The organism is Lacibacter sediminis, from assembly GCF_014168535.1.
GTDB classification, from domain to species: Bacteria; Bacteroidota; Bacteroidia; order Chitinophagales; family Chitinophagaceae; genus Lacibacter; species Lacibacter sediminis.
Genome location: NZ_CP060007.1, coordinates 3,390,359 through 3,410,153, shown reverse-complemented (window position 1 = coordinate 3,410,153; position 19,795 = coordinate 3,390,359). Strand labels below are relative to the sequence as shown.

Sequence of the window (19,795 nt, the reverse complement as noted above, 5' to 3'; positions counted from 1 at the left end):
AATCGAAATGGGAGAAAACGAATTGCTTTTGGTTGGCAGGCATGCCTATGTGGACGTAGAGCGGCTTCATCAATCAACTCTCTTTCCCGCTGGGGCTTTTGGTCTGATAAATGTTATTCCGGTTGATCGATTAGGGGCTGTTACATTGCATAAATTCGACAAGAATCGGAAACTGCAATGGAAGAGAAAGTTTGGCGATGATTGGTATTCTCATACTGTTGATGTTTCTGAAGTAATTCAGACAAAAGATGGTGGAATCGTATGTCTTATAGTAACTCCAACAATCAAATTTGGTTTTGATCAGCCTGTTTATTCGGGAGATAATATTTTTTTTGGAGATGTTTATTTGTGTAAATACGATACCAATGGCAATCTTGTTTGGGAAAAATATTTTGGAGGTAACAGATGGGATTTTGCTTATACATTAAATGAAGACAGGTACGGCAATATTTTAATTGCTGGTCATACTTGGTCAGCTTCTGATAATTTTGCCGGAATTCGACTTTCAGTAGACACTTCTGCGGCTGCTTACAAAATGCATGGCGTACTAATAACTCCTGACAGTGTAACTAATGTTGATACTGTATTGAGAAAGCAACTGTACGAGCAATACAGGGCAATGAACGATGCTTTTATAGCAAAATTTTCAGCCTCTGGTCAATTAATAAAAGCCAAATGTTTTGGAGGCAGTGGGTCCGATAAGTTAGTGCACTTAAAGGATCATCCAACTTACGGTTATGTGGCTATCGGATTCTCTGATTCAAAAGATATGGATTTGCCTGCTACTGGAGCAAAGGGAGGGCTTTGGATGCTTCATCTTGACACAGGACTAAACATCGTTCAGAATAAGTTGCTTGATTCAGGTTTTGTTGGAAAAAGTATTTTTTTCGAAAAAGATAACAGGTTGTTTTTGACGGATTCGGTAAAGTTTAGAGAATTAAATTATAACGGAATGGTTATTCGTGAACATAATTCAGGAGCTGTATTGTTTAATTATTTCGGATACTTTGATAAAAGCGGGTTTATCTACCAACCACAAGGAAATGCTGGGATTGCTTTATATGACAGCACACTCCAACCAAAAGGAGTCATGAAAATTCCTGGATGGATTTACGGTTATCATGCTGTGCAGGGTAACAATAGAAGCGACCTTTTTTTAATTGGAAATAAAGGCAAGTTTGAATACTATACTGGAACAACCGATCCGGACTGGAATGTGTACAGTAAAGCCGTAATGAGCTTTGCTGATCAGTTTAACTTTATAAAAGGAAAAGTATATGTTGACAACAATAAAAACAATCTGTTTGATGTGGGTGAGCCGTTTTTAAATGGAATAAAAATTGAAGCTCAAAAACAGAATAATTTATTTACAGTTACAACAGATACAGAAGGCAGATTTAATTTGCCCCTGGATACAGGTAGTTATAATATTAAAGTAACTTCTCCATTGCCATATTATAATATAGTTCCTACGGCAGCGAATGTTCAATTCACGACTTTTGGTGAGAGTGATTCTGCTGACTTTGCCCTTCAACCCATCCCGAACAAAAAAGACCTTAGTATCAATCTTCTTCCCTTAAACATTGCCCGCCCCGGTTTCCCTGTTCAATATCAATTGATATGCACGAACCAAGGAACAGAAACCATTTCAAATGCGCAGGTGAAGTTTTTGAAAAACCCAAGAGTAAACTTTGTTTCTTCATCACCGGTAGTAAATACAACTGTAGGCGATACATTGATCTGGAATATTACTTCTTTGAGCCCCTTTGATACGTCGTACATTAATTTGAATTTAAGAATTGCCGCACCGCCAGCGGTCAATAATACAGATACACTTTTATTTAAATCATTTGCATACCCAATAATTGCTGATGAAACCCCGGAAGACAATCAGTTTAACTTAGTTCAACAGGTACAAGGTTCTTACGACCCCAACGATAAAACAGAAACACATGGCGGCATCATTACACCCGAGCAATTGGCTGGTAATGATTATCTCACTTACCTCATCCGTTTTCAAAACACAGGCACAGATACAGCTTTCAACGTAATGATCAGGGATACGCTCACAAACAAACTGGATTGGGGCAGTTTTGAAATGCTGTCTTCCAGCCATCCTTATCAATTGTACATGATCAAACCACATATCCTTGAATGGAGCTTCCCGAACATTCTGTTGGTTGACAGCAATAAAAACGAACCGGCTAGTCACGGTTTCATCGCTTACCGCATCAAACCAAAATCAAATCTTTCAGTTGGCGACACCGTGCTTAACAGGGCACATATTTATTTCGATTACAACCTGCCGGTGATTACGAATGATGAATTGACGGTTCTCAGGAATACGGTCATTACTTCGGTGGTTGATCTTAACCGTCCCGACAATCAGCTGTTCCTCTATCCCAATCCTTCAAACGGATTGATAACTATTGCAAAGAAAGAACGGATGGCAGGAGATGCGATCATCTATATTACCGACATGGACGGAAGACTGGTTCATCAAACAGATCTGGGACGGATAGCAGTCGATCAATTCAGTCAAAGTATTGATATCAGTGATTTATCGAGGGGAGTATATGTGGTGAAATTGCAGGTTGGGAAGACTTCGTTCACAACAAAATTCATACTTCAATAAGCAATTTGAGGTAGGGTAGACAAGATTAAAATCGCTCGTTTTTTGTAGTTTTTTCTCTCTTTTTGGGTGATTTTGGCTCATTTTTAGCCAAAATCATAAAAATTTGCTCATTTCTGGAATTGATTCCCTTATCTTAGCCGCCCGTTATTACTTAACATTTTAAACCTCACGATCATGGATTTTAAGCAAATTCAGGAATTGATTAAACTGGTCAACAAATCCAACCTCAGTGAACTCACCATCGAAGAAAAAGACTTTAAGGTTACGATAAAACAAAAAGAAGAGATCATTCAGCAAACACTCATCTCAGGTCAGTTTCAGCAGGCTCCACAGCAGTTTGCTCCGGCTCCTGCGCCAGCTGCGTTACCTGCCGCTGCTTCTGCTGCTCCTCCGCCAGCAACAAAAGCTGATGATACCAGCAAGTATATCACGATTAAAAGCCCGATGATCGGTACGTTCTACCGCAAGCCTTCACCCGATAAACCTTTATTTGTAGAAGTAGGATCGGAAGTAACGCCGGGTAAAGTGGTATGTATCATTGAAGCAATGAAACTTTTCAATGAAATTGAAAGTGAAGTGAAGGGTAAGATCGTGAAAGTACTGGTTGAAGATCAATCGCCTGTTGAATACGATCAGCCTTTGTTCCTGGTAGATCCTAGTTAATTTGATAATTAATCAATTTGAAAATTTGAAAATGTAAAACTCATTTTCGATTTTCTTGTTGTACATCATTTTCAAATTAGCTAATTCTAAAATTTTCAAATTAAACTTATGTTTAAAAAGATATTAATTGCCAATCGTGGTGAGATTGCATTGCGTATCATCCGCACCTGTCGTGAAATGGGCATTAAAACGGTTGCTGTTTATTCAACGGCCGATCGTGAAAGCCTGCACGTGAAGTTTGCTGATGAAGCGGTTTGTATTGGTAAACCTGCAGGTGCAGAATCTTACCTCAACGTACCAAATATTATTGCTGCAGCAGAGATCACCAACGCAGATGCTATTCATCCCGGTTATGGTTTTTTAGCAGAGAATGCAAAGTTTGCTGAGATATGCGGACAAAACGGAATCAAGTTTATTGGTCCCACACCTGATCAAATTCGTTCAATGGGCGATAAGATCACAGCAAAAGAAACCATGATCAAAGCAGGTGTACCTGTTGTACCCGGTGGTGGTGGATTATTGGAAAGTGCTGAGCAAGCCAAAGAAATTGCAAAAGAGGTTGGTTATCCTGTTATTTTAAAAGCAACTGCAGGCGGTGGTGGTAAAGGAATGCGTGTTGTGTGGAACGAGGAAGAATTGGAACGTAACTACGATACCGCAAAGCAGGAAGCTGGTGCTTCTTTCAAGAACGATGGTATCTACATGGAAAAATTTGTAGAAGAGCCACGTCATATTGAGATACAGGTTGCAGGCGATCGTTACGGAACTGTTTGTCATTTAAGTGAGCGTGACTGTTCTATTCAACGTCGCCATCAGAAACTGGTGGAGGAATCTCCATCACCTTTCATGACACCTGAATTACGTAAAGCAATGGGAGAAGCTGCTTGTAAAGCAGCAGCTGCAATTGGTTATGAAAGTGTAGGTACGATCGAGTTCCTGGTTGATAAACACCGCAATTTCTATTTCATGGAAATGAACACACGTATCCAGGTAGAACATTGCGTAACAGAAGAAGTAACAAACTTCGATCTCATCAAAGAACAGATATTGATCGCACAGGGCGAAAAGATCAGCGGGGAAAACTATGAACCGCAGATGCATGCCATCGAGTGCCGCATCAATGCTGAAGATCCGTACAACGATTTTCGACCATCACCAGGTAAGATCACCACATTGCACCAGCCCGGTGGACATGGCATACGTATCGATTCGCATGTGTATGCCGGTTATGTGATCCCTCCTTATTACGATTCCATGATCGCAAAAATTATTGCAGTTGCACGTACACGTGAGGAAGCCATCAATACCATGAGTCGTGCATTAAGTGAGTATGTGATTGAAGGAGTGAAGACGACCATTCCATTCCATCAACAGTTAATGCTCGATGAGAATTTCCGGAAAGGAAATTTCACAACGAAGTTTTTGGAAAGTTTCAAAATGAAATAAAGAAAAGTCCCCCGCAGAAACGGGGGACTTTTTATTTGGGGTTGAATTGGTTGATGTGCCGTTACTCATGCCTCTTGGTGTCGTTGTTGGTCGGCGAGAAATAAGGGCGAGGTTTTCAAATTTTCGTTTCTGACTTTAGTTTGTTTCGCCAAATTTGATAATGCAATAAGACCTGCACTTGCAATTATTGCACCACCTAAAAAAGGAAAGCCTGCACCAATTAAATCAGGAATAGAAGCAGAGAATAGAAAAGGCAAGCAAAAAAGCATTCCCAATGTTCCAAAGGCAATAGCTGTATAAGCACCAAATCTTATCAATGATCTCAAGTCATAAATATTTTGATGTGATGGGGAATAGTTAAAAACAATGTCTCTAAGAGTAGTTGTCTGACAGTGTGCAAACTCTTCAATCGTCCATGTACCGATTGGTTTTGCATTTCGTCCATTTAAAAAATCTTTATAGAATGTTTTCCATAAGTCAGGAAGAAATAATGCTCCAAAAGCAAAAATCGCAAAACTGGGAATGGAATAGTTTCTGTTACCAAGCATAAATGCCTGCATTCTGATTTCATCAACGGGGGTCATTTTAAAATCCAGCAATACATGTTTTAAATCATGGCTCTCATAGTTTGGGACTAATCGTAGGCCATTTTTCTCCAGGCAATTTGCAATATCTTTTCCAAGTGTTCCCTCTGGGAGTTCTTGTAATTTCTTTGCCTTCTGTTCATACAAAGCAATGTCATGAAATTGTTCAATTGTCCAAACAGATAAATGAAATGATCTTTTAATAATTGATCTTGCAATGAGTTGGAATATGTTCATTATTATTAGATAAATAGTAAGACTAATTACAGGTAGCTCTAAATTAAATGTAAGCTTTTGTACTTCCAAGTTTTTGATTTTTTATTGGTGTATTCTCATCTTTAATTTAACAACCCAATATGATGAAATAAAAAAGACCCGCAACAATCTGCAGGTCTTTGTATAATTGGCATAGTAAGTAGCTTAACGCAAGAACAACAGCTCTCTGTACTTCGGCAAATACCAACTGGCATCATCAACCAGCAGTTCAAGTTTATCTACATGGTAACGTATCTCATCAAAGAACTTGCCTTTCACATCATCACAATAAGCAATAGCTTTTGCCCTGCTGTCTTCAATCACGTTTGCTTTTTTACGTGCTTCAATCATTTGTTCCACCAGGTCGCTGCACTTGTTGATGTGCAATGATATTTTTTCAAGTATCTGTAATTGGTTGGCGTAAGATTCTTTGTTGATACCAATATCCTTTAACCCTTTAATGTTTGTGATCAATACATTCTGGTATTTAACAGCAGCCGGTAATACATGGCTTGTACAAAGCTCACCCATTACACGTCCTTCGATCTGTACCTGCTTAATGTATTTCTCCAATTCAATTTCATGACGTGCTTCAAGTTCAGCATGTGTATACACACCAGTATTTTCAAATAGTGCTTTTGCTTTTTTTGTTACCATCGCATCCAATGCGTATGGTGTTGTTTTTACATTGGGTAATCCACGCTTCTCTGCTTCTTTGGCCCATGCTTCACTATAACCATCACCTTCAAACAATACTTTCTTGCTTTCGCTTACATAGCGTTGCAAAACATGCATGATGGCAATTTCTTTTTTCTCACCTTTTTCAATCAGCCCATCAACTTCTTCTTTGAACTCAGTTAATGTTTGCGCCATAATTGCATTCAATACCGTCATGGCATTTGAACAGTTCGCACTTGAACCAACAGCACGGAACTCAAACTTATTACCGGTAAAGGCAAATGGTGAAGTACGGTTACGATCTGTATTATCCAGCATAAGCTCAGGAATACTTTTATGCAGATCGAGTTTAAGAATAGCTTCATCCTGTTCATCAAACTTGGTGGTCACACGTTTTTCAACTGCGTCTAATACTTCAGTTAAATATTTACCAACGAACACAGAAATGATAGCAGGAGGTGCTTCGTTTGCACCCAAACGATGATCGTTACCTGCACCTGCAATAGAAGCACGCAATATATCAGCGTACTGATCAACTGCACGAACAACATTGATAAAGAACGTGAGGAACATCAAATTGGTCTTAGGCGTTTTACCTGGTGCCAATAAGTTTACACCTGTATCAGTACTTAAACTCCAGTTGTTGTGTTTACCACTTCCGTTAATACCGGCAAATGGTTTCTCATGCAGCAACACTCTTAATTTATGACGGCGTGCAACACGATCCATTACATCCATCAATAAAGAATTATGATCAATGGCAACTGCAACTTCTTCAAAAATGGGAGCACACTCAAATTGTGCAGGTGCGACCTCATTATGACGTGTGCGTAAAGGAATACCAAGTTTGTACGATTCATTTTCAAAATCACGCATGAACGCATACACTCTTTCAGGAATAGAACCAAAGTAATGATCTTCCAATTGCTGACCTTTTGCAGATTGATGACCAAACACGGTACGTCCGCTCAACAACAGATCAGGTCGTGCATTATACAATCCTTCATCAACCACAAAATATTCCTGTTCCCAACCAAGTGTTGGTGTAACCTTCGTAATATTCTTATCGAAGTAATAGCAAACATCAACTGCTGCTTTGCTAACTGCTTCCAATGCTTTTAATACAGGCCCTTTATAATCAAGTAACTCACCTGTGTAAGAAACAAAGAGTGTAGGTATACACAATGTTTTACCATTGCCGATCTCCATAATAAAGGCAGGAGAGGAGGGGTCCCAGGCAGTGTAACCACGTGCTTCAAATGTTGCACGAATACCGCCACTTGGGAATGATGATGCGTCAGGTTCCTGTTGGATGAGTGCACCGCCATCAAACTCTTCAATTGCAGTACCATCGCCTTTTAATGTAAAGAACGAATCATGTTTTTCCGCAGTTGATCCGGTTAATGGCTGAAACCAGTGTGTGTAGTGTGTAACGCCTTTGCTTTCGGCCCATTGACGGATACCTGCAGCGATCTGGTTGGCATTGGTACGATCGATCTTTTTATTTCCTTTGATTGATGATGAAAGACTTTTGTATGCTTCATCACTCAGATACTCACGGGCAGTTTTAAGTGTAAAAACATTCTGACAAAAAATTGCTGTGATCTTTGCAGGTGAACCAATATCAAGTGATTGCTGGTTCTGTAAATTTTTAATGGCCTGTAAACGTAATGACATAAAGTGTATTTAATAATTTGATCAGCACAATGGCATCAATCAGTTGAAAATAATACAATCAGTTTGCGTTGCGAATTTCAGATTTTTAACGGGAAGTAATGGAGAAAAAAAATCCCCCTTTTTTACAAGGGGGATTTTTGAAAGTTCTATTCAGTAATTATGCTTTTACAGATTTCACTGTTTTGATAATACGTGCTGCTACTTTGTAAGGATCTGCTGCAGAGTTTGGACGGCGATCTTCGAGATAACCTTTCCAGCCCCACTTAGGAACTACAACAGGAATACGGATAGAAGCACCACGGTCAGAAACACCATAGCTGAAATCGTGAATGCTTGCAGTTTCATGCTTACCTGTTAAACGCAGATGGTTATCTGCACCGTATACTTCAATATGTTCTTTAACTACAGGGCGGAAAGCTTCACAAACTTTATCGAAGATCTCTTTGCTGCCTGCTGTACGTAACAATGTATTAGAGAAGTTAGCATGCATACCGCTACCGTTCCAATCTAATTCTCCAAGAGGTTTACAATGCCAGTTGATAGAAACACCATATGTTTCACCAATCCTTTCGAGGAGATAACGACCGAGCCAGATCTGATCACCGGCTTCTTTTGCACCTTTTGCGAAGATCTGGAATTCCCACTGACCTGCTGCTACTTCAGCATTGATACCTTCCACATTTAAGCCTGCTTCTAAGCAAACGTCTAAATGCTCTTCAATGATGTTACGGCCATATGCATTGTTTGCACCTACTGAACAGTAGTAAGGACCTTGAGGAGCCGGGTAGCCACCTTCAGGGAAACCAAGAGGTTTGTTTGTTTCAGGATTCCAAAGGAAATATTCCTGTTCGAAACCAAACCAGAAATCATTATCATCATCTTCAATTAAAGCACGACCATTTGATACGTGTGCAGTACCATCAGCATTCAATACTTCACACATAACGAGGAAGCCATTTTTACGCTGTGGATCAGGAATAATATATACAGGTTTTAACAAGCAATCAGATGAACCGCCCAAGGCCTGTTCAGTAGAAGAACCATCGAAACTCCACATTGGACAATCTTCCAATTTACCACTGAAGTCTTTTTCAATTTTTGTTTTGCTGCGAAGGCTTTGCGTTGGTTTGTAACCATCGAGCCAGATGTACTCAAGTTTTGACAATGACATGTGTTACCGCTTTGATAAGTTTAGAAAAACAATGAATATTGTTATTTGCGCTGCTAATTTACGATTGAAATTGTTTTTAATCTAAAAAAATTTCAAGAAATCCCCCATTGAAACGTTTGTTAGTGTGGAAAAACGTCACATGTATTTTATTGTAATTTGTTTTGTTTCCAGGAGATTGTTGCAATGATTGGAACAAGTATAAATGGAAAGAAGATGGCACGATAACGAACAATAGCGCCTAGCTGCGGAACAATATACCCTGTGAGTAATAACAACACCATTGATACAAGAAAGAGAAACTGCACAACAGAATGTTTATAAGGATTATCGGTGTAGCGAAAAAACCATACAGACACTAGTATCCAGATAAGTAATATTTCCAATGCGCTGGCAAGATAAAGCGGCGATAAAAATTCTGTAACATAGGGACGAACCAATGTGTGGTTCAATGCCTGCGGTGCATTCTGAACAAAGCCCGTGAATGTTGGTTCAAGTTTTCGCTGAGGTAAAAATGAATTTCCCCCGAGCTTAATAAAATCTTTGTTGCGCAGAACAATGGATATTGGCAGATCAAGTTTTGGATGAACATATTTTGCAGAAAAGAAGGCCACAGTACCGAGAACAGTTACTCCCACAAAAGCGATCCATTTTCGTTTGAAAAATTTTTCTGCTATCCACCAGGCAAATAAACCGGGTATACAAGCCAGTACAACATGATTACGTACCGGGAAGATCAACATCAACAGTAAACCAACGAGCAAAAAATCTTTGATGCTCAATTTGTTTTTCTTCAAGCCGAAGTAAACAACAAATACAATTAATGATATATAGGTGAAGATGAGTCCATCTTTATGAATTCCCGATGACCAGAATAAAAAAGAGGGAAAAAGGAATGTACCGCAGGTGATCAGTAGTTTCCGATCGGGGAACACGTCATTCATTACACGTATAAATGCAATGGGACCAAAGAAGGTAATGAATGAATAAAAGATCACATTCACATAATATCTTGATCCACTGAATACATTGAAAAGCGAAACGATCTTAACCATATAAGTATGTTTCAGATCGTTCCAATAAGAATTTACACTGGAGAAAAGGTGACGATAGTCTCTGTCGTAAGGATTGTCATAAATACTGGTGAAATAACGCAAAGGATCATTGTAAAGAAGTTGGGTATCGCTTTTGGCGTCAAAAAAGAATTTCCAGCTATCGGCTGACTGTTCATAGTTTGGAATCGTGGTATAAAACCAACCATAGGCAACTCCTGCCGCAACTTTCAGCATAAATAATCCAATAAGCCAGTAATTAGGTAACCCCGATTGTTGAATAAATTTCACCCTGGTAATTAGCCAGCTGAACAGAACGAGGTATACAGCAAACAGTAAATATGTCATGTGATTAGCAGCAAATTAAAATATTTCTTTTCATACAGTCAAACTGTTGCCCCTGCATTTGTACTTTTGCGCTTTCTTACACATCATGGAAATAACAGCAAAAACCGCACAGCAGCTTCGATTGACCGAAGAAGAATTCGAATTAATTAAACAGAAACTCGGCCGCACGCCCAACTTCAATGAACTCTGCGCCTTCAGTGGTATGTGGAGTGAGCATTGCAGTTACAAGAACTCGATCAAATGGCTGAAAACATTACCCCGTGAAGGCGGACGTATGTTAGTTAAAGCAGGAGAAGAGAACGCAGGGCTGATGGATATTGGCGATAACCTTGGTGTTGTATTTAAAATTGAAAGTCATAATCACCCATCGGCCATTGAACCATTTCAAGGTGCTGCAACGGGTGTAGGCGGTATCCACCGTGATATTTTCACCATGGGTGCACGACCAATTGCTGCCCTCAATTCACTTCGCTTCGGTAATCTGAAGGAAGCTAAAACACAACATTTATTAGGCGGTATCGTGCATGGCATTGGTCATTATGGTAACTGTTTTGGTGTGCCAACCGTTGGCGGTGAAATTTATTTTGAAGATTGTTATCATACAAACCCTCTGGTGAACGCTATGAGTGTGGGTATCGTAAAAGCAGGTGAAACTGTTTCTGCAACAGCACTTGGCGAAGGCAACCCCGTTTTCTTTGTAGGCAGTGCAACAGGTAAAGATGGTATTGGCGGTGCAAGTTTTGCCAGTGCTGATATCACGGCGGAGAGCGCAGAAGAATTGCCAGCAGTACAAGTTGGTGATCCATTCCAGGAAAAGAAATTATTAGAAGCTTGTCTGGAAGTAATTCAAACAGGTGCTGTGGTAGGTATGCAGGATATGGGTGCAGCAGGTATTATTTGTTCTACTGCAGAGATGAGTGCAAAGGGTGAAGTGGGGATGCGCATTGACCTGGATAAAGTTCCAACACGCCAGCAAAACATGAAAACATGGGAACTATTGCTGAGCGAAAGCCAGGAACGTATGTTAATGGTGGTAGAGAAAGGAAAGGAGCAAGCAGTGTTAGATGTATTTGAGAAATGGGATTTGCCTTGTTCTGAAATTGGAGAAGTAACAACAGATGGTATGCTGAAATTTTATATGCATGGTGAGCTGGAAGCAGAATTACCTGCCTATGAATTAGTATTGGGCGGAGGTGCACCACAATACACAAGAGAATATGCTGAGCCTGCCTATTTCAGTAAGATAAAAGCTTTTGATGCAAACAGCATTGAAGTGCCTGATGATTTGAAATCAGTTGCTGAGCAGATCATTCAAATTCCAAACATTGCAAGTAAGCGTACAGTATATCATCAATACGATAGCATGGTGGGTACTGGTAACTCCAGCACAAATGCGCCAACCGATGCAGCCGTAGTTCATGTAAAGGGAACAACCAAAGGTTTAGCTGTAACAACTGATTGTAACAGTAAATATGTATTTGCTGATCCTTATAAAGGAGCAATGATTGCTGTGAGTGAAGCTGCACGTAATATTGTTTGCAGCGGCGGTTTGCCATTAGGTATCACCAACTGTCTCAATTTTGGTAATCCTTACGATCCCCAAGTGTATTATCAATTTGTGCATGCGATTAAAGGTATGGGTGAAGCTTGTAAAAAGTTTGATACACCTGTTACCGGTGGTAACGTAAGTTTCTATAATCAAAGTCCGGATGGAGCAGTTTACCCAACACCAACAATTGGCATGGTGGGATTGCTTGAAAACATCAATGATAAAATGACGCTTGATTTCAAGGCTGAAGGTGATGTGATCTTTTTAATAGGAAAATCAACTGCAGATCTTGGCTCGAGTGAATATTTGCACAAACTGCATAAGGTTGAGTATAGCCCGGCACCACATTTTGATCTGGAAGAAGAATTTGTATTGCAGCAAACAATTGCTTCTCTCATCAAACAAAAGTTAATTGCATCTGCGCATGATGTGAGTGAGGGTGGTTTGTTTACAACGTTATTAGAAGCATCATTCAACAATAATCTCGGGTTTGATGTGGTTGCCAACGACAGTAACATCCGTAAAGATGCGTATTGGTTTGGTGAAGGGCAAAGCCGTGTAGTTGTTACGGTGAAAGAAGAACAAGTGGCAGCATTCAAAAAAGCATTGGGTAATCATCCTTATGCTGAGCTTGGTGTTGTTACCAACGGAAGTGTTGAAGTTGATGGCATGGAGTGGGGTACAGTGTTAAGCTGGAAAGAAAAGTATGATACAGCAATTGAAAACTTACTCGCCGGTCATGAAAGCGAACATGCGTTAACTGCATTGTGATCTGTTAAATGAAAATTGTTACGTTGAAATAATAAATCTTAATTTTAGCATTGTAACGAAAGCATGCCGCAGTGAAAATCGCTGCGGCATTTTATTAGCAAAAAATTGAGTTATGAATAAAAAGATTGCCATTATTGGTGGAGGAAACCTTGGCGTTGCCATTGCAGAAGGATTGATCAAAAGCGGATTTTGTTTGCCCAGCCATATTATTATCACCAAGCGGAATATTAAAACACTTAACGAAATTGAAAGTAAAGGCGTGCTGGTATCAAGTGATAATAAAGAAGCTGCCCGTTATGCTGATCTCGTTGTATTGGCAGTAAAACCTTTCCAGATAAAAGATGTATTGCTTGATATGAAGGAAGAACTTAATCATACAAGACATGTATTGGTGAGTGTAATTACCGGTGTTGGTATAAAAGATATGCAGGAGTGGGTAGGAACAAATATGCCTGTTATCCGTGCAATGCCCAACACAGCTATTTCTATCCAGGAAAGTATGACCTGCATCAGCTCAATTAATACTGTGCAGGAGCAACTTGATTATGTGCATGATCTTTTTTCACAACTTGGTCGTGTTGCATTGATCGATGAAAAATTGATGGATGCCGCAACAGTACTTGGAGCCTGTGGAATTGCATATGCGTTGCGTTATATCCGTGCAAGTATACAAGGTGGTATTGAAATTGGTTTTGATGCAAAAACAGCTACCCTCATTGCGGCGCAAACGGTGAATGGTGCTGCTGAACTGTTGATACAAAAAGGATCGCATCCTGAAGCAGAGATCGATAAAGTAACCACACCACGTGGCTGCACCATTGCCGGACTTAATGAAATGGAACACAGTGGCTTCAGCTCGTCACTCATAAAAGGTATAAAAACGAGTTACGAGAGTATTGGTAAATAATTCCAAATCTTTCTTCTCTCTTATTTTCCACACGCAGCCGGCCGATTTTTTCAATCAAAAAAATCATCGTAGGTTTGCATGACCTCCACTATTTATTTATTCCATTTTACATTACGGCAGGTCTCTAAACACGTAAATTATTTTTATGGCCAAGTTCATTTTTGTAACCGGTGGCGTTACATCATCATTGGGTAAAGGAATTATTGCCGCATCGTTGGCCAAATTGTTACAGTCCCGTGGTTTTAAAGTAACCATCCAGAAATTCGACCCTTACATCAACGTAGATCCCGGCACACTTAACCCTTACGAACACGGTGAATGTTTTGTAACAGAAGATGGTGCAGAAACGGATCTTGATCTTGGTCACTACGAGCGTTATTTGAATATCCACACAACACAGGCGAATAACGTTACAACCGGACGTATTTATCAAACAGTCATTAATAAAGAACGTGAAGGCGCTTATCTCGGCAAAACCGTACAGGTAGTTCCGCACATTACTGATGAGATCAAACGCCGTATGTTATTGTTGGGTAAGGATTCGAAGTATGATATTGTGATCACTGAAATTGGTGGAACGGTGGGCGATATTGAATCATTACCATTTGTAGAAGCTGTTCGTCAGATTCAATGGGAATTGCCTGAAGAAGATTGCCTGGTGATTCACTTAACACTTATCCCTTATTTAAAAGCTGCAAAAGAATTAAAAACAAAACCTACCCAGCACAGTGTTCGTATGCTGAGCCAGGAAGGTGTACATCCGGATATTATCGTTTGTCGTACCGAGCGACCATTGAGTACTGAAATTCGTCGTAAGATCGCTTTGTTCTGTAATGTAAAACCGGAAGCGGTAATTGAAGCAAGCGATGCTTCTACTATTTATGAAGTGCCGCTCTTTATGTTGAAGGAAAAGTTAGATGTGATCTGCCTGCGTAAGCTCGGCGTAACTATTTTCCCTGAGCCCGATTTAGAAAACTGGAAAAAATTCCTTGATAAATTAAAATATCCAAAAAGCCAGGTAAATATTGGCTTGATTGGAAAATATATTGAACTGCAGGATGCATACAAATCAATTCTCGAAAGCTTTATTCATGCAGGTGCCATGAATGAATGCAAAGTGAATGTGGTGAATGTACACAGCGAATTTATTACTGATCAGAATGTTGCTGAGAAGTTATCGGGCCTTGATGGCTTGCTGGTTGCTCCGGGTTTTGGTAACCGTGGCATTGAGGGAAAGATCACTGCCATTAAATATGCACGTGAAAACGGATTGCCCTTCTTCGGCATCTGTTTAGGTATGCAAATGGCTTGTGTTGAATACGCAAGAAATGTATTAGGATTAAAAGATGCGCATTCATTTGAAATGAATCCGGATACGCCGGATCCGGTTATTGATATGATGGAAGAGCAGAAGAAGATCACCAGTAAAGGTGGTACAATGCGTTTGGGCTCTTATCCATGCGATATCAAAGAAGGTTCATTGGCTGAAAAGATTTACGGAAGTCTGCATATCAACGAACGTCACCGTCATCGTTACGAATTCAACAATAAATACCTGGATGCATTTGAGCAGTCGGGTATGATCCCGAGTGGTAAAAATCCGGAGACAGGATTAGTGGAGATCATAGAACACCCTAAACATCCGTTCTTTATTGGTGTACAATATCATCCAGAATTAAAAAGCACAGTTGAAAGTCCGGCGCCTTTGTTCGTACACTTTATTAAAGCAGCAAAAGAATATTCAGAGAAGCAACAGTCGATCAAAAATCCGTTGCTGGAAAGTGAGATGATTTAAGATTGCAGAATTTAGATTTACGATTTCAGATATATTCTCAATCGAAATTGAACATAAAAAAGGTGAAGAGCTTTTGATCTTCACCTTTTTATTTATAATCTGAGTATGAACTAAACCAAAAATCTGAAATCGTAAATCTGCGATCAAAAATCACAATTAATTCTCCGGCCTTCCAATCATCTGCTGTTTAATTTTTTCCCAGAACCCCTGCACATTTTCATCATTTCGTTTCCAGTCTTTACCAAAATGATTGAGCTTGGTTTTCTGTTCATCTTTCTGCATACGGAAAAACTCTTCCATTGTTTCCGTATCCTGTTGCATCGATAGTTTATTGTACAGCCGTTTCATTTCACGTTCATAATCCACACTTTCTTCGGCCATTTGTTTTTCCAGTGCTTCACGTTGTTTTACTTTTTCATCGTACACGCCCACTGGTAATAATGTTTTAGCGATCACCGGCATCAGCTCGATCAACATCAGGATGATGAGAATAAGATAATAACGAAACTGTAATGCATCATTTTCTTTCAGCAGGTTGTTCATTGCTTCAATACGGGTTAAGAAACCGGTGTTGAGATAATTCAAAAATTCTGATTCCTGTTTTTTGATGGTGGTTTCCATGCCGTTCAGTTCTTCATCAATGGCTCCAATGCGTTGCTGCTGCTGTGTTTGCAATGCTTTATATTCTCCATCCAGTTTCTGGTATTCATTTCGTTTGGCAATGGCTATATCCTGTATGCCCACTTTGCCACTACCACCGCTGCCATCGGTTTCAGCAATAAATTTTTCACGTGCTGTGTTTACCTCTGCATACTTCGCAGCAAGATCTTTCTGCAAAGCTGTTTTTTCTTGCAGCAATTCATCTTTACGGTTCTTGTATAACAGATCAAGTTCTGTTCGCTTGGTGAGTTTTCGTTTTTCATTATCAAGCGATACCTGCATTTTTATTTCTTTATCAAACATGTAAAGAATAGCAGGTTGTGCCATAAAGGTACCAATGGTTAGTGCCAGCAATCCACGGAAAAGGAGAGGAGTGATCTTTCGTTTGTTGAATTGATTGATGCCTTTGATCAATGCCCGGTCGATACTAAGGATGACAAACCCCATGAACACACCGCTGCCAACATACAGAAACACATTGTCGATAACCGTTGAGAAGAAATAGGTCCAGGCCAGTGTGGCGAAGATCCAGGTGGCGAGTACACTCATACCAACAATGCGGTAGCGGTTGCGGTCAACCACACAATCTTTGATCAGTTCTTTTTCTGCGGTAGCTAACCACCAAAGCAGTTCATCGGTTTGGGTGGGCACATACGCTTCTCCGGCGTACATGGGCGTAGCCTGTTGACTCATAATTAAATGATTTTAAAGTTTGGTTGGTTAAAGCGGGAACAGCAACGTGGTTAAAGCAAGATAGAAACGAGTAGTGAAAGTAGTTATTGTAAAAGAAATGGTAAAGAACACAAAATCCAAGGCACAAGGTTCAAGGCACAAGATTCAAAAAAGAAACAGAGTGGCTGTGGTTTGAGGCTTGTGCCTTGGTTCTTGAACCTCGTGCCTTCACACTTCTTCCCTCGTCCTTCGCCTCAAATACCTACCTTTGCCGCTCCAAAATAAATACTCAGATGAATTTTGACCGGAATACGATTATTGGCTTTGCTGCGATGATGGTGCTGTTGTTTGGTTATATCTTTTTTACCCAACGCCAGCAAGGTGCCCTGGAAGCCGAAAAACAAAAAACAGCCGATTCTTTAGCGAAAGTGGAAGCTGCAAAAAAGAAGTTGGTTGACACAGCTGTAGTTAGACAACAGGCTGCTGTACAGGATTCAACAATAACTGCTCAGGCAGCAGGAGAGTTTCAACCTGCACTGGCCGAAGAATTAACGGTTGTTGAAAATGAATTGATGAAGGTGAGCTTTACCAATAAAGGTGGTTATCCTAAATCAGTTGAATTAAAGAATTACAAACGTTACGATGGTAAGCAGGTAGTGTTGGGCGGTGATGCTCACCAATTGATCTATTCGGTTAATACCGCAAATAATAAAGCAGCCCTCACTTCTCAACTGAATTTTATCAATGCAGGCATTACAAAAACAACTGATGGACAAACCATCACTTTTCGTATTGCTGATTCAGCAGGAAAATCAATCGAGCATATTTATACAATCAAGAATAACAGCTACCTCATTGATTGGAATGTGCAGTTAAAAGGTGCTGATAAATTATTGACGCAAGGCATTCTTAATCTCAACTGGGATATTACTGCCAAACAACAGGAGAAAGACCTGAAGTATGAGAAAGGGCAAAGTAATCTCGGTTATATGGAAGAAGGAGATTATGATTTTGAAGCAGCAGGAACAGGTGATACCAAAAAGTTTGGGGATAAGACAAAATGGGTTGGTGTAAAACAACAGTTCTTCAATACTACGATCCTTGCAGGCTCAACATTTGCCTATGGAGAATCAACATGGGCAGTGCCTGAAGAGAAAGATGATTCACTGCAAAAGGTGATGGATGTAAAATCAGTGTTGCGTTTTAATCTTGCAGGTGCGTCGCAAGGTACAATTCCGATGCAGTTGTATTATGGTCCGAACGATTTTCATACACTCAAAGCAATCGGCAACAAACTCGAAAGTCATGTGCAGCTTGGTTATGGCATCTTTGCGTTTGTAAAATACATCAACCGTTTTGTAGTGATGCCTGTGTTCGATTTCTTTGATCGGAATATCGGCAGCATGGGTATTGTAATTCTCTTGCTCACTTTCTTCATTCGTTTGATCATTTCTCCGCTTACTTATTCAAGTTATTTGAGTGGTGCAAAAATGAAAGTGTTACGTCCTGAAATTGATGAGCTGAAAAAGAAACACGGCAGCGATCAACAGGCAATGAGCATGGAACAAATGAAATTGTTCCGCCAGGCGGGTGTAAATCCATTGGGTGGATGTATTCCTGCTTTGTTGCAGATCCCTATCTTCTTTGCCTTATACAGTTTCTTTAATGCAAACATCGGTTTGCGTGGCGAAAGCTTCCTTTGGGCGAAAGATCTTTCGTCTTATGATACAATTGCTACATTACCATTCAACATTCCGTTCTATGGTGATCATGTGAGCTTGTTTACCATTACAGCAACCATCACCAGTTTATTGATCTCTGTATACAATATGCAGATGACACCAACACAGGATAACCCGGTGATGAAGTACATGATCTATTTCTTCCCGATTATGTTGTTATTCATCTTTAACAGTCTTCCTTCAGCGTTAACATGGTACTATACTGTATCAAACATTGTAACATTGGGCTTGCAGTTTGTGATCCAGAAGTTTATTATCAATGAAGAGAAAATACACGCCAAATTGCAGGAGAATAAGAAGAAGCCTGTAACGAAATCAAAATGGCAGGAACGTCTCGAGCAGGTTCAGCAAAGCAACCAGAAAGTGCAGGACATGCAGAAGAAACAAGGCGGCAAAAAATAATCTTAACAAAAGCTATACAACCCCGACTGAAGCGTCGGGGTTTTTTGTTTTCCAGACGTGCAACTTGGTATACTATTTTTATATCTTTAACCTGTATCGAACAAACACAAAAAATGAAGAATTTACTTAGAACGGCTTTATTCTTATTGTTGATGGCTCCATTCGCTGCTTTGCGTGCACAGCAGGTGTACGGTGAGGGAACTGTAACCTACAATATTGTAGTGAATACAGGGAATAACGAAACAAAAGCTGCAGACCTGTTAGATGGTGCTACGCAGAAGATCTACTTTAAGGGCATCAACACACGTACAGAGTTATCGAGCATTCTGGGTAAAACAATTACCCTGCACGATTCCAGACAAGGAAATGCAGTAGTGATGAATGAATATGGTGAGCAGAAGATCCTCATTCGTATGACCAAGGATGATTACGAAGACCGTAACAGTAAATATGCAGGCATCCAGTTTGAATATCAGACTGAAACAAAAAAGATACTTGGTTACAACTGTAAGCTGGCGATTGCCAAATTGAAAGATGGCAGTACGTTCAGAGTTTATTACACAACTGACCTGGTGTTTCAGAATAAAGACTATGGTGCACAGTTTAAAAACCTGCCGGGCTTTCCGCTTGAATATGAATCTGAGTTAGGGAAAATGAAAGTAACCTGTATTGCAGATAAAGTGAGTTTTGATCCGGTGCCTGCTGCAATGTTCGACACCCCAAAAACAGGTTATCGTGAAATGACCTATAAAGAGATCAAAGACATTCGGAAGAATTAATGATAAAAGAAA

13 protein-coding genes are annotated in these 19,795 nt (G+C 39.9%); 8 read left to right on the top strand and 5 right to left on the bottom strand.

Annotation, left to right across the window (positions count from 1 at the left end):
• The first annotated feature begins 7 nt into the window (after window positions 1-7).
• The 3 genes from H4075_RS14485 (at window position 8) to accC (ending at window position 4,744) form a co-directional block, all read left to right on the top strand.
• A complete protein-coding gene (locus H4075_RS14485) occupies window positions 8-2,635 on the top strand; it encodes a DUF7619 domain-containing protein (protein ID WP_182801547.1) in 2,628 nt (875 codons plus the stop codon).
• A 174-nt stretch (window positions 2,636-2,809) separates the two neighbouring features.
• Entirely contained in the window at window positions 2,810-3,298 is a 489-nt protein-coding gene (gene accB, locus H4075_RS14480; RefSeq protein WP_182801546.1) for an acetyl-CoA carboxylase biotin carboxyl carrier protein, read from the top strand.
• A gap of 108 nt (window positions 3,299-3,406) precedes the next feature.
• The gene (gene accC / locus H4075_RS14475; RefSeq protein ID WP_182801545.1) at window positions 3,407-4,744 is read left to right on the top strand and encodes an acetyl-CoA carboxylase biotin carboxylase subunit; all 1,338 of its coding nucleotides are present in this window, start codon (window positions 3,407-3,409) and stop codon (window positions 4,742-4,744) included.
• 65 nt (window positions 4,745-4,809) lie between these two features.
• Here accC and H4075_RS14470 read toward each other — a convergent pair whose 3' ends face one another.
• The 4 genes from H4075_RS14470 to H4075_RS14455 all read right to left on the bottom strand — a co-directional run bounded on the left by H4075_RS14470 (window position 4,810) and on the right by H4075_RS14455 (window position 10,506).
• Window positions 4,810-5,634, bottom strand: coding sequence for a hypothetical protein (locus tag H4075_RS14470; protein ID WP_182801544.1), 825 nt, complete (start codon window positions 5,632-5,634; stop codon window positions 4,810-4,812).
• 114 nt (window positions 5,635-5,748) lie between these two features.
• Window positions 5,749-7,938, bottom strand: coding sequence for a glutamine synthetase III family protein (locus tag H4075_RS14465; RefSeq protein WP_182801543.1), 2,190 nt, complete (start codon window positions 7,936-7,938; stop codon window positions 5,749-5,751).
• A 157-nt stretch (window positions 7,939-8,095) separates the two neighbouring features.
• The gene (locus H4075_RS14460; RefSeq protein WP_182801542.1) at window positions 8,096-9,109 is read right to left on the bottom strand and encodes a glutamine synthetase beta-grasp domain-containing protein; all 1,014 of its coding nucleotides are present in this window, start codon (window positions 9,107-9,109) and stop codon (window positions 8,096-8,098) included.
• 146 nt (window positions 9,110-9,255) lie between these two features.
• On the bottom strand, window positions 9,256-10,506 hold the full coding sequence (locus H4075_RS14455) for a hypothetical protein (RefSeq protein ID WP_182801541.1): 1,251 nt from the start codon (window positions 10,504-10,506) through the stop codon (window positions 9,256-9,258).
• Between the two features lie 85 nt (window positions 10,507-10,591).
• Here H4075_RS14455 and purL point away from each other — a divergent pair, with 85 nt between their 5' ends.
• From purL to H4075_RS14440, 3 genes are all read left to right on the top strand, one after another.
• Window positions 10,592-12,826 (top strand): phosphoribosylformylglycinamidine synthase subunit PurL, encoded by a 2,235-nt coding sequence (gene purL, locus H4075_RS14450; protein WP_182801540.1) that lies wholly within the window; start codon window positions 10,592-10,594, stop codon window positions 12,824-12,826.
• Window positions 12,827-12,938: 112 nt separating this feature from the next.
• On the top strand, window positions 12,939-13,733 hold the full coding sequence (gene proC / locus H4075_RS14445; protein WP_182801539.1) for a pyrroline-5-carboxylate reductase: 795 nt from the start codon (window positions 12,939-12,941) through the stop codon (window positions 13,731-13,733).
• A gap of 145 nt (window positions 13,734-13,878) precedes the next feature.
• Window positions 13,879-15,528, top strand: a complete 1,650-nt coding sequence (locus tag H4075_RS14440; protein ID WP_182801538.1) for a CTP synthase — start codon at window positions 13,879-13,881, stop codon at window positions 15,526-15,528.
• Window positions 15,529-15,684: 156 nt separating this feature from the next.
• On the opposite strand, the gene H4075_RS14435 is transcribed toward H4075_RS14440, so the two are convergent.
• A complete protein-coding gene (locus tag H4075_RS14435) occupies window positions 15,685-16,881 on the bottom strand; it encodes a DUF4407 domain-containing protein (protein ID WP_182801537.1) in 1,197 nt (398 codons plus the stop codon).
• Between the two features lie 272 nt (window positions 16,882-17,153).
• Here H4075_RS14435 and yidC point away from each other — a divergent pair, with 272 nt between their 5' ends.
• Both yidC and H4075_RS14425 read left to right on the top strand, forming a co-directional pair.
• Window positions 17,154-19,004, top strand: coding sequence for a membrane protein insertase YidC (gene yidC / locus H4075_RS14430; protein ID WP_182801536.1), 1,851 nt, complete (start codon window positions 17,154-17,156; stop codon window positions 19,002-19,004).
• A 113-nt stretch (window positions 19,005-19,117) separates the two neighbouring features.
• On the top strand, window positions 19,118-19,783 hold the full coding sequence (locus H4075_RS14425; protein WP_182801535.1) for a hypothetical protein: 666 nt from the start codon (window positions 19,118-19,120) through the stop codon (window positions 19,781-19,783).
• Window positions 19,784-19,795 lie beyond the last annotated feature (12 nt).

Bases quoted from the DNA above. Each gene is read 5' to 3' on its own strand.
- H4075_RS14485 (WP_182801547.1), top strand. From the start codon at position 8: ATGGGAGAAAACGAATTGCTTTTGGTTGGCAGGCATGCCTATGTGGAC.
- accB (WP_182801546.1), top strand. From the start codon at position 2,810: ATGGATTTTAAGCAAATTCAGGAATTGATTAAACTGGTCAACAAATCC.
- accC (WP_182801545.1), top strand. From the start codon at position 3,407: ATGTTTAAAAAGATATTAATTGCCAATCGTGGTGAGATTGCATTGCGT.
- H4075_RS14465 (WP_182801543.1), bottom strand. From the start codon at position 7,938: ATGTCATTACGTTTACAGGCCATTAAAAATTTACAGAACCAGCAATCA.
- H4075_RS14460 (WP_182801542.1), bottom strand. From the start codon at position 9,109: ATGTCATTGTCAAAACTTGAGTACATCTGGCTCGATGGTTACAAACCA.
- H4075_RS14455 (WP_182801541.1), bottom strand. From the start codon at position 10,506: ATGACATATTTACTGTTTGCTGTATACCTCGTTCTGTTCAGCTGGCTA.
- purL (WP_182801540.1), top strand. From the start codon at position 10,592: ATGGAAATAACAGCAAAAACCGCACAGCAGCTTCGATTGACCGAAGAA.
- proC (WP_182801539.1), top strand. From the start codon at position 12,939: ATGAATAAAAAGATTGCCATTATTGGTGGAGGAAACCTTGGCGTTGCC.
- H4075_RS14440 (WP_182801538.1), top strand. From the start codon at position 13,879: ATGGCCAAGTTCATTTTTGTAACCGGTGGCGTTACATCATCATTGGGT.
- H4075_RS14435 (WP_182801537.1), bottom strand. From the start codon at position 16,881: ATGAGTCAACAGGCTACGCCCATGTACGCCGGAGAAGCGTATGTGCCC.
- yidC (WP_182801536.1), top strand. From the start codon at position 17,154: ATGAATTTTGACCGGAATACGATTATTGGCTTTGCTGCGATGATGGTG.
- H4075_RS14425 (WP_182801535.1), top strand. From the start codon at position 19,118: ATGAAGAATTTACTTAGAACGGCTTTATTCTTATTGTTGATGGCTCCA.